This is a genomic window from Yoonia sp. (assembly GCF_046498525.1).
Lineage (GTDB): Bacteria > Pseudomonadota > Alphaproteobacteria > Rhodobacterales > Rhodobacteraceae > Yoonia.
Genome location: NZ_JAWOAN010000194.1, coordinates 1 through 12,851, shown reverse-complemented (window position 1 = coordinate 12,851; position 12,851 = coordinate 1). Strand labels below are relative to the sequence as shown.

The window sequence follows — 12,851 nt, the reverse complement described above, 5'->3', positions numbered from 1 at the left end:
CGCGCGCAGTGCTCCCGCAAGCTGTATCCTTATCTGCGGCTGCTGCTCTTTCGGAAAAAAGTCAAGTATCCTAGCCGAAAATACGCTCATCTGGTATTGCAGCGACAATGGCGGTTTGCCGGACGTTACGCCTACTTCGGTCGGTCATCTGAGACATATTGCATGCCTGCCCATGCGCTTGTGGCGGCGAGCCCGACTGCGACAGCCCAGAACATCGCCGACCGGTCACTGCGCAAGGTGTTGGCTTTCAGCGCAAGCACGATCAGCAAAGCGCCCAATAAAATGCCGATGCCTGAAACGGGCAGGCCGCTCATATCCCCTATGGTGTGCGCAATTCCGGCGGGAACCTGCGCGGTTGGTGTCGGCGGGAAAAGCGCGACGCGAATCCACGCCAAGGGACCCGATAGCGTCACATAGGCACTGATGCCCATCACAAGGACGATCACGAAAGAGCGTAGGTCCCCGCCGCCAAGCCGGGCGATCGCGCCATAACCGCAGCTTCCGGCAAGCGCCATGCCGTAACCGAACAAGCCGCCGCCGACGATGCTGGCGACAGGCGACCATTGTTGCGCGATATAGAAGGAATTTCCGGGGTCGAAGAGGCCAAAAGCCATCAGTCCGAAGCTGCCGACGACCGCAGACCCAATGGCCAAGGCCCACATGCGAAGCCTTAGATCGCTGCCACCATAAAGAAAATCCTCGATCGCGCCGAGGGTGCAGAACCGCCCCAGTCTGGCCGCCAGCCCCAATAAAACGCCGCCGAACAACCCTACGGCTGCCACGAAGTTGGCTTCTCCCCATGCATCAAGCATTGGTTATCCCTCCCTGTTCGGTCCGACGCGCTGAACGGGGAGGCGGCGATCCTCAATCCGTTTTGCAGAAAAGCTCGTAGACGAGGTCTATGATCCTGCGAGATTTGTCATCCGTCAAGCTATAGTAGATCGTTTTACCTTCACGGCGTGGACTGACCAGACCTTCGAGCCGCAACCGGCCAAGCTGCTGAGACACCGCAGCTTGTCGTGCTGACAGAAGCTCTTCCAGTTCCGTGACCGATTTCTCGCCGGTGGCGAGATGGCACAATATCATGAGCCGCCCTTCATGACTGATCGCCTTGAGATAATTGGTCGCGGTGGTCGCGTTGTCCAACATCTCGTCCATGCGGGCGTCGTCCAGATTGCCGTCTAAAGCCGGGAGTGTCATTTCTTCACATCACCTTGTCGATCTGCACATTTACATCTTATCGTCTTCGCCGCTGAGGTAGTATTAATTTTGCAAATATCTACGTCGCATTCCTTAAATTGAACAAAAACCGCATCATTTCCTGTCTAATTGTTCGACTTCAGGGCAAAGTCGATCCCTTCTTGATCAAGCATGTAACCCAAAAGCTCCCAAAAGAAGTCTTCGCTCGGGTATCCTTCGATGCGGCTTTTTTCCACACCGTCGACCAGCAAAATGAACGTCGGTGTAAAATTCACGCTGCGTTCAAGTGTTATGTCTGATGGGATCGGGTCTTGCAGGTTGACCCTGAGAAGGGGTGCTGCGGCGCCTTCTGCGGTTTTCGGATAAATCGGACCGATTTCTGCATGCCATCTTGCGCACCAAATGCAGCCCGGTTCTTCGGCCATCATAAGCCGTGTTTCCGCCCATAAGGATGTCGCTGACAGCACGGTCGCAAAAATCGCAACAAGTGCGCGTTTCAAAAAAGAGGTGGTAAGTGAATTAAACATTCAATAATCTTAATGTGAATGAATATCAGGATCAAGGGCAGGTTTCATGTTGGATGTCAGCTATTTCGGAGCGGCTATTGCAGGAATGTTGTCGTTTTTTACGCCTTGTGTGCTTCCGATGGTGCCATTCTACCTGTGTTACATGGCCGGGCTGTCGATGTCCGAGTTGCGGTCGGATACTGAAATCAGTGCGGGCGTCCAGCGGCGGCTGATCGTCTCGGCGATCTTCTTTGCATTGGGCGTGACCACGATATTCGTGCTGCTGGGCATGGGGGCGACGGCGCTTGGTCAGGCATTTGGCGCGTGGCGCGATACGCTGCGCTATGTTGCGGCCGGTATCTTGCTGTTGTTCGGCCTGCATTTCCTCGGGGTGGTCCGCGTGCCGTTGCTTTATCGCGAAGCCAAGATCGAAAGTTCCGCCGCACCGACGACAATTATCGGGGCGTACCTCATGGGGCTGGCATTTGGTTTTGGCTGGACACCTTGCGTCGGGCCAGCCCTGGCCGCGATCTTGATGGTTGCCAGCGGGATGGGGGATATCTGGCGCGGCGGGTTGTTGTTGCTGGTCTACGGTCTGGCCATGACCGCACCCTTCGTCATAGCCGCCTTGTTCGCGCGTCCATTCCTTGGCTGGCTGCAACGCAATCGCCGTTATCTGGGGTATGTCGAGCGCGTCATGGGGGTCATGCTGATTATCTTTGCCGTGCTGATCGCGACGAATTCGGTAAACTATATCGCGCAGTGGATGATCGAGGTCATGCCTGCCTTTGGAAACCTGGGATAGGAGGACCCACCATGTATTTCCGTTCAATTCTAAGTGCCGCTGCAATCATTTTGGCGCTGCCCTTATTCGCAGCCACGTTGGGCGACGATGGTCTGCACAAGGCAGACTGGATGCGCGAAACCTTCAAGGATCTGCGCGAAGATCTTGAAGAGGCGAACGCCGAAGGCAAGCGGTTGATGGTGATCATCGAACAGCGGGGCTGCATCTATTGTGCGAAGATGCATAAAGAGGTGTTCCCGGCGCCAGAGGTGACTGCTGCGCTGAATGACAATTTCTTTGTCGTGCAGATCAACATGTTCGGCGATGTCGAGGTCACTGATTTTGACGGCACGACCTTACCCGAGAAGGACATGGTGCGCCGCTGGAATGCGCTTTTTACACCGACAATGATGTTCTTTCCGCAAGAGGTTGGACCGGAACGGACGGCGACGCAGGCGGCTGTCGCGGTCATGCCGGGTGCCTTCGGAAAGTGGACGACGTTGAATTTGCTCAACTGGATCAACGAAGAAGGCTATCTGGGCGACGAAACTTTCCAGAAATATCATGCGCGGATCATTCAGGAGCAGGGAATTACGGAATAACTACAGCGCTTTAGTTGCAAACATTCAAATAGTTGATTTTGATGTTGCGACTCTCAAGGTTCGTAGGCTACGGTATACACCAAGGGAGAAGTGATCCAGGGAGGGACCATGAAACATCTATTGAGCACAGTCGCGGCGATAGTCATTGGAACGATAGGTTTCGCAGAGGGCCTTACGCCTGACAATGTTGTCTACAGCGAATATGGCGAAATCGAAGTATCTCTATCCGGTCAGCCCGGTGATCCTGTCGCCGGAGAGGCCATCATGGTGTCGCGCGGGGCAGGTAACTGTATCGCCTGCCATCAGGTTACTGAACTGGATGAACACCCGTTCCATGGCGAGGTCGGCCCATCGCTTGACGGTATCGGCGAGTATCGCACAGCCGCCGAACTGCGCGGCATCGTTGCGAATGCAAAGATGACCTATGAGGGAACGATCATGCCTGCGTTTTACCGGACCAGCGGTTTCATCCGCCCCGGAAATGGCTTTACCGGGAAGGCCGCAGAGGGCGAGCTCGCGCCTTTGCTGACTGCCCAACAAATCGAAGATGTCGTGGCATATCTTCAGACACTCAAAGACTGATCTGTCACGCGTAGAGACACAGGAGAGAACATGAAACTTACACGCAGACACACGCTCATGATGGCGTTCGGGTCCGTGGTCGCAACCGTTACGCCTTTTAAAGCGTTTGCAGCCCTCGAAGACCAAGTGGCCGCATTTACCGGCGGTGCCGAAGTCGGCTCTGAAGGGATCAGCCTGATCGCGCCGGAAATCGCGGAAAATGGCAATACGGTCCCGATCGAGGTCAATGCACCCGGTGCCGAGGCGATCATCGTCTTTGCCGCGGGGAACCCGACACCTTCCGTCGCAACGTTCAACTTTGGCCCTATGGCCGCGTCGCAATCCGCAGCAACCCATATCCGGTTGGCCGGTACGCAAGACGTTATTGCGATCGCGCGGATGCCGGATGGCAGCTTTGTGCAGGCCAGTCAGGAAGTAAAAGTCACAATCGGCGGCTGCGGCGGCTAAACGAGGAAAAAAGAAAATGGCAGAAAATGTAAAACCTCGCGTGCGCGTTCCCCGTGACGCAACCGCCGGCGAAGAAATCACGATCAAGACGCTGATCAGTCACCCGATGGAGTCCGGTCAGCGCAAGGACGGTGACGGCAACGTCATTCCGAGGTCCATCATCAATCGCTTCACCTGCACATTCAACGGTGAGACGGTGATTGATGTCACGCTGGAACCCGCGATTTCAACGAACCCTTACTTCGAGTTTCAGGCCATTGTGCCAGAAACCGGGACGTTCGAATTCACATGGTACGACGATGACGGCGATGTCTACACGGATAGTAAAGATATCACTGTCGGATAACGACGAAACAATGGCCGGGGAGGGCAATGTCAATGAAATCAGTGTTTAGAGGTGGTGTTGCCGCTATCGCGCTTTTGGCCGCTTATGCGGCGCAGGCTGACGAAGAGGCCAACCTGGTCATCAACGAGGAGATCGAAGTCACGGTGCGGGCAGATGCGCCTGAACATGTCGAAAATCTGAGCACCATCTATTCCGGTTGGCTTTTCCGCTCGAGTGAAACGCAGTCATTGCAGATGGATGACTTTGAAAATCCGGGCATGATCTTTGTCGACGATGCCATTGATGCGTGGAACGCTGTTGACGGCAGCGCGGGTGAATCCTGTGCGTCCTGCCACGGTGCGCCCGAGGAGATGGCTGGCGTGCGTGCGGTCTATCCAAAGTGGAATGATGAAGCCGAGGAAGTGCGCACAATTGCGATGCAGGTGAATGATTGCCGCACGGAACAGATGGGTGCCGAAGAATGGAAGTACGACGGTGCCGACATGCTTAATATGGAAGCGCTACTTGCGTCCGTATCGCGTGGCATGACGATTGACGTGGCAATTGACGGACCCGCCCAATCAATGTGGGAACTTGGTCGCGAAATCTATTACACCCGCTTCGGCCAGTTGGATCTGTCTTGTGCAAACTGTCACGAGGACAACTATGGCAACAACATCCGCGCCGACCATCTGAGTCAGGGTCAGGTCAACGGTTTCCCGACATATCGCCTGAAGAATGCCAAGCTGAATGGTGTGCAATCGCGCTTCCGCGGCTGCATCCGTGATACGCGTGCCGAGACTTACGGTGTCGGTGTCGAAGAAATGATCGCGCTTGAACTCTATGTTGCTTCCCGTGGTAACGGGCTGTCGGTCGAAGGGCCGTCTGTCCGAAACTAAACTCCCGATAAGCCCGCTTCAAATTGTTTGGAGCGGGCATTTTTTTATCATAATCCATTCAACAAATGGAATATGATGGTGCAAACAAAAGGACCGACCAAATGATATCTCGACGTGATTTTCTGCAAGCCAGCATGGCTGCTTCGGCGATCGTCGGGGCCTCTGGATTTGGCAATTGGGGCAGGCTTGCCGCGCAGCAATCCCTGTCGCAAAGCGATCTTCTGCAGTTTGATACGTTTGGCAATGTATCGCTGATCCACATCACGGATATCCATGCGCAGCTTAAGCCGATCTGGTTCCGCGAACCGGAAATCAACATTGGCGTTGGCCCAAACAAGGGTCATGTTCCGCATATTACCGGTGCGGATTTCCGCAGGCTCTATGGCATAGAAGACGGCAGCGCGTCGCATTACGCGCTGACTTACGATGATTTTGCGGCCTTGGGGCAGACCTACGGGCAGATGGGCGGCATTGACCGCGTCGCGACTGTGATCAACAGCATCCGCGCGGATCGTCCGGATGCATTATTGCTGGATGGTGGCGATACTTGGCACGGCTCCTACACCTGTCACAAGACCGAAGGGCAGGATGTCGTGAACGTCATGAACCTGCTCAAGCCCGATGCGATGACCTTTCATTGGGAATTTACTCTGGGCTCTGACCGGGTGCGCGACATCGTGGCGGATTTGCCTTTTGCTGCACTGGGCCAGAACATCTTTGACGCGGAATGGGATGAACCCGCAGAGGATTTTGCGCCGTACAAGTTCTACGAGAGCGGTGGTGTCAAGATTGCCGTGATCGGACAGGCGTTCCCCTACATGCCCATCGCCAATCCGGGGTGGATGTTCCCCGAGTATTCCTTTGGCATCCGCGATCAGCACATGCAGGAAATGGTTGATGAGGTGCGCGGGCAGGGCGCTGAACTGGTGGTCTGTCTGTCTCACAACGGCTTTGACGTTGACAAGAAAATGGCCGAGCGGGTCACAGGCATCGATGTGATCCTTGCCGGTCACACGCATGATGCCCTGCCAGAACCTGTGCTGGTGGGCGAGACGATCATTATCGCCTCTGGATCGAACGGGAAATTTGTCAGCCGTGTCGATCTGGATGTGCGCGACGGGCGCATGATGGGCTTCCGGCACAAGCTGATTCCGATCTTTTCCGATGTGATCACCTCTGATCCAGAGGTCGCCGCTGCGATTGACGCCGAGCGCGCACCCTTCCTTGCCGACCTGACCGAGGTGATCGGCAAGACCGCGGACGACACGCTGCTTTACCGCCGTGGCAATTTCAATGGATCGTGGGATGATCTGATCTGCGAAGCACTGATCGAAGAACGTGACGCCGACATTTCGATGTCGCCGGGTGTGCGCTGGGGGCCATCGATCATGCCGGGTCAGGAGATCACGCGCGAAGATATCTTCAACGTCACGTCGATGAGCTATCCAAACGCCTACCGCTCGGAAATGACGGGCGAATTCATCCACACGATCATGGAGGATGTGGCCGACAACCTGTTCAACACCGACCCCTATTACCAACAGGGCGGCGACATGGTGCGCGTTGGTGGCATGGGTTACCGCGTTGATATCGACAAACCCATCGGCGCGCGTATTTCCGACATGACGCTGCTCAGGACCGGCGAAGCGATTGATCCGGCCAAGACCTACGTGGTCGCGGGCTGGGCCTCGGTCAACGAAGGCACCGAAGGACCGCCAATCTGGGACGTCGTCGAAAACCATATTCGCAAGAAAGGCACGGTCAGCGTGGCGCCAAATACGAGCGTCGCAGTGGTCGGTGCATGAGGAGACCAAAGGCAATGGATGAATTCTTCAAACCATCAAGACGCTCGTTTCTGCGCGGAAGTGCAGCAATTGCAGCTGGATCTGTTGCAGGGGGCGCCGTAGCCCAAGGCACGCCTGATCCCAAGATCACCGAATTGCAGGATTGGGCGTCCTATACTGGCGCTGGAGTCGACGAAACGCCCTATGGCTTGCCGATCAGATTTGAAAGCGACGTCGTGCGCCGCAATGTGGAATGGTTGACGGCAACACCCATTTCCTCAATCAATTTCACGCCGATCCACGCGCTTGATGGGACCATCACGCCGCAAGGGTGTGCCTTCGAGCGGCACCATTCAGGCGCGATCGAACTTTCAAAGGACGACTACCGTTTGATGATCAACGGGTTGGTCGACCGGCCCTTGATCTTCAGCTATGCGGACCTTGAGCGGTTGCCGCGTGAAAACCACGTCTATTTCTGCGAATGTGCCGCCAATACAGGCATGGAATGGGCCGGTGCGCAGCTCAATGGCGTGCAATTCACCCATGGCATGATCCATAACATGGAATATACCGGCGTGCCGCTGCGTACCTTGCTGCGCGAAGCCGGGCTCGATGCGGCAGATGATCTGTCCGACAAGTGGGTCTATGTCGAAGGTGCCGATGCGTCTTCGAACGGTCGCTCGATCCCGATGGAAAAAGCACTCGATGACGTTCTTGTCGCGTTCAAGGCCAATGGTGAAGCGCTGCGCATGGAACATGGCTATCCAGTCCGGCTGGTCGTTCCGGGTTGGGAGGGCAACCTTTGGGTGAAATGGCTGCGCCGCGTCGAAGTGACCGACAGGGCCGTGGAAAGCCGCGAGGAAACATCCAAGTACACCGACCTTTACGAGGATGGCATCGCGCGCAAATGGACTTGGGTGATGGATGCAAAGTCCGTCATCACGTCGCCAAGCCCGCAGATGCCGATCAGCCATGGGGCAGGGCCGCTGGTGATTTCGGGTCTGGCATGGTCCGGCCACGGCCAGATCACCCGCGTTGATGTTTCCAAGGATGGCGGCATTACCTGGGAGACCGCGAGGCTTGGCAAGCAGGGAGATACCAAGGCGCTGACACGTTTCTATCTGGATACGAGCTGGGACGGCAGCCCGATGCTGTTGCAGGCGCGCGCGGTTGATGAAACCGGCTATGTGCAACCCACTAAAGACCAGCTTCGCGAAAAGCGCGGCGAAAACTCGGTCTACCACAACAACTGTATCCAAACCTGGTTTGTGAACGAAGAAGGGATCGCAGAGAATGTCGAAGTCTCTTAATCTATTTGTCCCCGCGATCGGTGTAACGGCACTTGCACTTGGATTGGCGTACGGGCTGTCCTCGCGGCATTACAGTGCGCAGACGATTGAAACGCTGGAAACCCGCGTTCAGCAAACGGAAGAAAACGTTGCGCGCGCCATCGCAGAAGCAGCACGGCTGCAGGCCGAACGCAATGCGTTGGAGCAGATCTCGGCGGAAGCTGCGACCGCTAATGCCGATCTGACAGCGCCCGCGCCGGTGAGTGAGGGGGCGTATGGTCTGGGCCGTCCGGCACTTCCCGAAGAACTGGCCGCGTGGAATGTCGATGTTCTGCCGGACGGGCGCGGCTTGCCGGAAGGACGCGGTGACGTGTGGACCGGCGAAGAGGTCTTTGTCGACAAATGCGCCTCGTGTCACGGTGATTTCGCCGAAGGGGTGGGAAACTGGCCGGCTCTTGCAGGCGGCTTCGACACTTTGGCCAATGAAGATCCGGTCAAGACTGTCGGTTCTTACTGGCCTTATTTGTCGACCGCGTGGGATTATATCAACCGGTCCATGCCATTCGGCGAGGCGGGCACGCTGACGGCTGACGAAACCTACGCCATCGTTGCCTACATCATGTACTCCAACCATCTGGTCGATGACGACTTCGAATTGAGCCATGAGAACTTCACAGAGGTGGAGATGTACAACGGCGACGGCTTTGTCGTGGATGACCGCCCGGAACTGGAATATGCGGAATGGCAGACCGAGCCTTGCATGGAGAATTGCAAGGATACCGTCGAAATCACCATGCGCGCGACCTTTCTGGATGTCACACCGGATGATGGCGGCCAGTCTGTCGTAGATGATGGGGCAGCCGACGCGGGCCCCGTTTTTTCGGCGTCGGGTGATGCGACGGATGAGACCGCCTTGCCCGATGACACGGACGGGCTTGATCCAGCCTTGGTCGCTGCGGGCGAGGGCGTGTTCCGCCAATGCAAATCCTGTCACCAGATCGGCGAAGGTGCCAGCAATCGGACAGGCCCTGCATTGAACGGCATTGTCGGGCGCACCATCGGGACGGTTGACGGGTTCCGGTATTCGGGTGTCTTCCAAGAGGCTGCTGCGGCTGGCGACGTCTGGACACCGGAAAATCTGGCGGCCTTCCTGAAGGACCCGCGTGGGATGATGGCCGGCACGAAGATGTCCTTCCGCGGTGTGCGCGACGAGGCCGATGTCGCTGCGTTGATCGCCTATATGCAGAGCTTTGAAAAGTGATGCTACGGCACCTGCTCCTGCTTGTGTTGCTGGGCGCTGCGAATATCGGTCAGGCCGATGTGGGTGGTGATCCCGAAAACGGTCAGGACCTTTATCGGCAGTGCAGCGGGTGCCACGAAATCGGGCAAGGTGCGGTCAACCGCATCGGCCCGCATCTCAACAATATCTTTGATCGCCCCGCAGGGGCGGCAGAAGGCTTTCGCTATTCCACGGGGATGCAACGTGCTGCAAATGGCGGCTTGGTCTGGACGTTCGAGACGCTTGACGACTTTATCGAAAATCCCCGCAGGCTTGTGTCGAACACGCGCATGAGTTTTCGCGGGTTTCGCGACCAGCAAGACCGGGACGACCTGCTGGCCTATTTGCGCTGGTTTTCGGCCAGTCCCGGAAACATTCCCGAAGCAGCCCCGACTGCCGCCGCAATTGATCACGAAGTCGCCCCCGAGGTTCTCGCCATCATCGGGGATCCGGCTTACGGCGAATACCTGTCTGGTGAATGTACATCATGTCATCAGGCCAGCGGTGCAACCGAGGGAATCCCATCGATAACGAACTGGCCGACCGAGGATTTTGTCACTGTCATGCATGCCTACAAAGAAGGCGTAAGGGCGCATCCCGTCATGCAGATGATGGCAGGCCGACTATCAAACGAGGAGATTGCGGCATTGGCCGCTTATTTTGAAAGCATCCAGTAATTGATGCGCATTAGGGAGGAAGAACATGACTTTAGACAGAAGAACGTTCCTTGGATCGGCGGCTGTAACTGCAGGTCTGTTGGTGGCACCGATGGTGCGTGCGCAAGGCAAACCGCGTGTTGTTGTTATCGGCGGCGGGGCGGGTGGTGCGACAGCCGCACGCTATATCGCCAAGGATAGTCAAGGCGCCATTGATGTGACCTTGGTTGAACCGACCCGCACCTATTACACCTGCTTCTTTTCAAATCTCTATCTTGGTGGTTTCCGCGACATGCAATCGCTGGGCCACAGCTATGGCACGCTTGCTGCCGACTATGGCATCAATGTGGTGCATGACTGGGCCGTCGGTGTTGACCGTGACGCCAAGACGGTCGCCCTCGCGGGGGGCAGCAGCCTGCCGTACGATCGTTTGATCCTGTCGCCGGGTATCGACTTTGTCGATGGCGCAGTCGAAGGCTGGGATGTGTCCGCGCAAAACGCGATGCCGCATGCCTACAAGGGCGGCTCGCAGACCGAATTGCTGAAAGCGCAGATCATGGAAATGCCGCAGGGCGGCACCTTTGCCATGGTCGCACCGCCAAATCCCTATCGTTGCCCACCGGGGCCTTACGAGCGTGTTTCGATGGTCGCGCATACGCTCAAAGAGATCAATCCGACGGCAAAAATCCTGATTGCCGATCCCAAAGCCAGCTTCTCGAAGCAGGGCTTGTTCGAGGAAGGATGGCAAAAACACTATGCGGGCATGGTGGAACGGATCGGTCCGGACTTTGGCGGTGCCGATGTCGCAGTGGACCCCGTTGCAATGACCCTGTCGATCGATGGCGATGTGAACAACGTCGATGTCTGTAACGTGATCCCGGCCATGAAGGCAGGTCGCATTGCCGAAATCGCGGGTATCACAGACGGCAATTGGGCGCCTGTGAACGCCGCCGACATGTCATCGAAGATGGATGCGAATATCCACGTTCTGGGCGATGCGGCGGCGCAAGGCGATATGCCCAAATCCGGTTTCTCGGCCAACAGCCAAGCCAAGGTTTGCGCAAATGCGGTCCGTGGTGCGCTGACAGGGTCAACCATCTTCCCTGCACGTTTTGCCAACACATGCTGGTCATTGATCGACACGAACGACGGCGTAAAGGTCGGCGCCACATACGAGGCCACCGAAGAGAAGATCGCCAAGGTTGACGGTTTTGTCAGCCAGACCGGTGAAAGCGATGACTTGCGCGCGGCGACCTATCAGGAATCTGTCGGTTGGTATGACGGCATCGTCGCTGACATGTTCGGCTAAAGTGGGGGCGGGCCTTGACGCATGTCAGGGTCCGCACATCCCAATCATCTAAACTGACGTCAAGGAGAACATGATATGAAACATTTATTGATCGGCGCGTTCATTTGTCTGACCGCCACCCAAAGTACCGCCCAAGAGGCTGTCACCTATACATTTGACGGCAGCTTTGACGACGCGACATTTGCCGTCGAGAATGCCATCATCGGCCAGGGTCTGGTGATTGACTATGTCAGCCACACAGGCGAGATGCTGGCGCGCACTGCTGCTGATGTGGGCAGTGACACAGTACTGTTTGAAGCCGCGGATATCTTTGTGTTCTGCTCGGCCCAGCTTTCGCGCGAAGTCATGGAAGCAGACCCCATGAACATTGCGCACTGTCCCTACGGTATTTTCGTTGCAGATCGGGAAGGGGACGTGATGGTCGGATACCGGACCTATCCGCAAGGCGAGATGCAAAAGGTCCAGATGCTGCTTGATGAGATCGTGCAAGACGCAATCGGCGGGTAAGGACAAAGATGAACTACGACGGATTTTTCGCGGCAGCACTTTCGCAGTTGCAGGATGAAGGCAACTATCGCGTTTTCGCGGATTTGGAGCGCCATCGCGGCAGTTTCCCCAAGGCCACGAACCATGGCGTGCAAAAGCGTGATGTGACGATCTGGTGCTCGAATGATTATCTGGGCATGGGTCAGCATCCTGACGTGCTTGCGGCCATGCACGAGGCACTCGACAAAGTCGGCGCCGGTGCGGGCGGCACGCGCAATATTTCCGGCACGACACATCACCATGTCCTGCTTGAAGCGGAACTGGCCGACCTGCATGGCAAGCAAGCCGCGTTGCTGTTCACCAGCGGCTACGTTTCAAACTGGGCTGCACTCAGCACGCTTGCCACGAAGATCCCCGATTGTCTGGTGCTGTCGGATGCGCTCAACCATGCCAGCATGATCGAGGGCATCCGCCACGCCAAGGCCGAGCGCCAGATATGGCGCCATAACGACCTTGCGCATCTTGAAGAACTGCTGTCCGCACAACCTTTGGAACGCCCAAAGCTGATTGCGTTTGAAAGCGTCTATTCCATGGATGGTGACATCGCGCCCATTGCCGAAATCTGTGATCTGGCCGATAGGTACAATGCGATGACCTATCTGGATGAAGTTCACGCGGTCGGCCTTTATGGGCCGCGCGGCGG

16 protein-coding genes are annotated in these 12,851 nt (G+C 56.6%); 13 read left to right on the top strand and 3 right to left on the bottom strand.

Annotated elements, in window-relative coordinates; genetic code table 11:
• Positions 1-131: 131 nt before the first annotated feature.
• The 3 genes from R6T97_RS12175 to R6T97_RS12165 form a co-directional block, all read right to left on the bottom strand.
• Positions 132-812 (bottom strand): YeeE/YedE thiosulfate transporter family protein, encoded by a 681-nt coding sequence (locus R6T97_RS12175; protein WP_410349559.1) that lies wholly within the window; start codon positions 810-812, stop codon positions 132-134.
• 52 nt (positions 813-864) lie between these two features.
• A complete protein-coding gene (locus tag R6T97_RS12170) occupies positions 865-1,200 on the bottom strand; it encodes an ArsR/SmtB family transcription factor (RefSeq protein ID WP_410349558.1) in 336 nt (111 codons plus the stop codon).
• Positions 1,201-1,325: 125 nt separating this feature from the next.
• A complete protein-coding gene (locus R6T97_RS12165; protein WP_410349557.1) occupies positions 1,326-1,727 on the bottom strand; it encodes a hypothetical protein in 402 nt (133 codons plus the stop codon).
• Positions 1,728-1,773: 46 nt separating this feature from the next.
• On the opposite strand from R6T97_RS12165, the gene R6T97_RS12160 reads away from it, so the two are divergent.
• The 13 genes from R6T97_RS12160 to hemA all read left to right on the top strand — a co-directional run.
• Positions 1,774-2,511 carry a cytochrome c biogenesis CcdA family protein gene (locus R6T97_RS12160; protein WP_410349556.1) on the top strand — a complete coding sequence of 246 codons (738 nt, stop codon included), beginning with the start codon at positions 1,774-1,776 and terminating at the stop codon, positions 2,509-2,511.
• Between the two features lie 11 nt (positions 2,512-2,522).
• Positions 2,523-3,092 carry a thioredoxin family protein gene (locus R6T97_RS12155; RefSeq protein ID WP_410349555.1) on the top strand — a complete coding sequence of 190 codons (570 nt, stop codon included), beginning with the start codon at positions 2,523-2,525 and terminating at the stop codon, positions 3,090-3,092.
• 108 nt (positions 3,093-3,200) lie between these two features.
• Positions 3,201-3,674 (top strand): sulfur oxidation c-type cytochrome SoxX, encoded by a 474-nt coding sequence (soxX, locus tag R6T97_RS12150; RefSeq protein WP_410349554.1) that lies wholly within the window; start codon positions 3,201-3,203, stop codon positions 3,672-3,674.
• A gap of 30 nt (positions 3,675-3,704) precedes the next feature.
• Positions 3,705-4,121 (top strand): thiosulfate oxidation carrier protein SoxY, encoded by a 417-nt coding sequence (gene soxY / locus R6T97_RS12145; RefSeq protein WP_410349553.1) that lies wholly within the window; start codon positions 3,705-3,707, stop codon positions 4,119-4,121.
• Positions 4,122-4,137: 16 nt separating this feature from the next.
• Positions 4,138-4,467 (top strand): thiosulfate oxidation carrier complex protein SoxZ, encoded by a 330-nt coding sequence (gene soxZ, locus R6T97_RS12140; RefSeq protein WP_410349552.1) that lies wholly within the window; start codon positions 4,138-4,140, stop codon positions 4,465-4,467.
• A 32-nt stretch (positions 4,468-4,499) separates the two neighbouring features.
• A complete protein-coding gene (gene soxA, locus R6T97_RS12135; protein WP_410349551.1) occupies positions 4,500-5,345 on the top strand; it encodes a sulfur oxidation c-type cytochrome SoxA in 846 nt (281 codons plus the stop codon).
• A gap of 101 nt (positions 5,346-5,446) precedes the next feature.
• Positions 5,447-7,150 (top strand): thiosulfohydrolase SoxB, encoded by a 1,704-nt coding sequence (gene soxB, locus R6T97_RS12130; protein ID WP_410349550.1) that lies wholly within the window; start codon positions 5,447-5,449, stop codon positions 7,148-7,150.
• A 14-nt stretch (positions 7,151-7,164) separates the two neighbouring features.
• A complete protein-coding gene (soxC, locus tag R6T97_RS12125) occupies positions 7,165-8,439 on the top strand; it encodes a sulfite dehydrogenase (protein ID WP_410349549.1) in 1,275 nt (424 codons plus the stop codon).
• Entirely contained in the window at positions 8,423-9,679 is a 1,257-nt protein-coding gene (locus R6T97_RS12120; RefSeq protein ID WP_410349548.1) for a c-type cytochrome, read from the top strand. The genes soxC and R6T97_RS12120 overlap by 17 nt, the downstream gene beginning before the upstream one ends.
• Entirely contained in the window at positions 9,679-10,374 is a 696-nt protein-coding gene (locus R6T97_RS12115) for a c-type cytochrome (RefSeq protein WP_410349547.1), read from the top strand. Before R6T97_RS12120 ends, R6T97_RS12115 begins: the two co-directional genes overlap by 1 nt.
• Positions 10,375-10,399: 25 nt before the next feature.
• Positions 10,400-11,662, top strand: coding sequence for an FCSD flavin-binding domain-containing protein (locus R6T97_RS12110; RefSeq protein ID WP_410349546.1), 1,263 nt, complete (start codon positions 10,400-10,402; stop codon positions 11,660-11,662).
• A gap of 75 nt (positions 11,663-11,737) precedes the next feature.
• Entirely contained in the window at positions 11,738-12,169 is a 432-nt protein-coding gene (locus tag R6T97_RS12105; protein WP_410349545.1) for a DUF302 domain-containing protein, read from the top strand.
• A gap of 8 nt (positions 12,170-12,177) precedes the next feature.
• Positions 12,178-12,851, top strand: a 674-nt coding sequence (gene hemA / locus R6T97_RS12100; RefSeq protein WP_410349544.1) for a 5-aminolevulinate synthase, incomplete at its 3' end; no start/stop codon positions are given.

Coding starts and splice junctions, on each gene's coding strand:
- R6T97_RS12175 (WP_410349559.1), bottom strand. CDS start 812: ATGCTTGATGCATGGGGAGAAGCCAACTTCGTGGCAGCCGTAGGGTTG.
- R6T97_RS12170 (WP_410349558.1), bottom strand. CDS start 1,200: ATGACACTCCCGGCTTTAGACGGCAATCTGGACGACGCCCGCATGGAC.
- R6T97_RS12165 (WP_410349557.1), bottom strand. CDS start 1,727: ATGTTTAATTCACTTACCACCTCTTTTTTGAAACGCGCACTTGTTGCG.
- R6T97_RS12160 (WP_410349556.1), top strand. CDS start 1,774: ATGTTGGATGTCAGCTATTTCGGAGCGGCTATTGCAGGAATGTTGTCG.
- R6T97_RS12155 (WP_410349555.1), top strand. CDS start 2,523: ATGTATTTCCGTTCAATTCTAAGTGCCGCTGCAATCATTTTGGCGCTG.
- soxX (WP_410349554.1), top strand. CDS start 3,201: ATGAAACATCTATTGAGCACAGTCGCGGCGATAGTCATTGGAACGATA.
- soxY (WP_410349553.1), top strand. CDS start 3,705: ATGAAACTTACACGCAGACACACGCTCATGATGGCGTTCGGGTCCGTG.
- soxZ (WP_410349552.1), top strand. CDS start 4,138: ATGGCAGAAAATGTAAAACCTCGCGTGCGCGTTCCCCGTGACGCAACC.
- soxA (WP_410349551.1), top strand. CDS start 4,500: ATGAAATCAGTGTTTAGAGGTGGTGTTGCCGCTATCGCGCTTTTGGCC.
- soxB (WP_410349550.1), top strand. CDS start 5,447: ATGATATCTCGACGTGATTTTCTGCAAGCCAGCATGGCTGCTTCGGCG.
- soxC (WP_410349549.1), top strand. CDS start 7,165: ATGGATGAATTCTTCAAACCATCAAGACGCTCGTTTCTGCGCGGAAGT.
- R6T97_RS12120 (WP_410349548.1), top strand. CDS start 8,423: ATGTCGAAGTCTCTTAATCTATTTGTCCCCGCGATCGGTGTAACGGCA.
- R6T97_RS12115 (WP_410349547.1), top strand. CDS start 9,679: ATGCTACGGCACCTGCTCCTGCTTGTGTTGCTGGGCGCTGCGAATATC.
- R6T97_RS12110 (WP_410349546.1), top strand. CDS start 10,400: ATGACTTTAGACAGAAGAACGTTCCTTGGATCGGCGGCTGTAACTGCA.
- R6T97_RS12105 (WP_410349545.1), top strand. CDS start 11,738: ATGAAACATTTATTGATCGGCGCGTTCATTTGTCTGACCGCCACCCAA.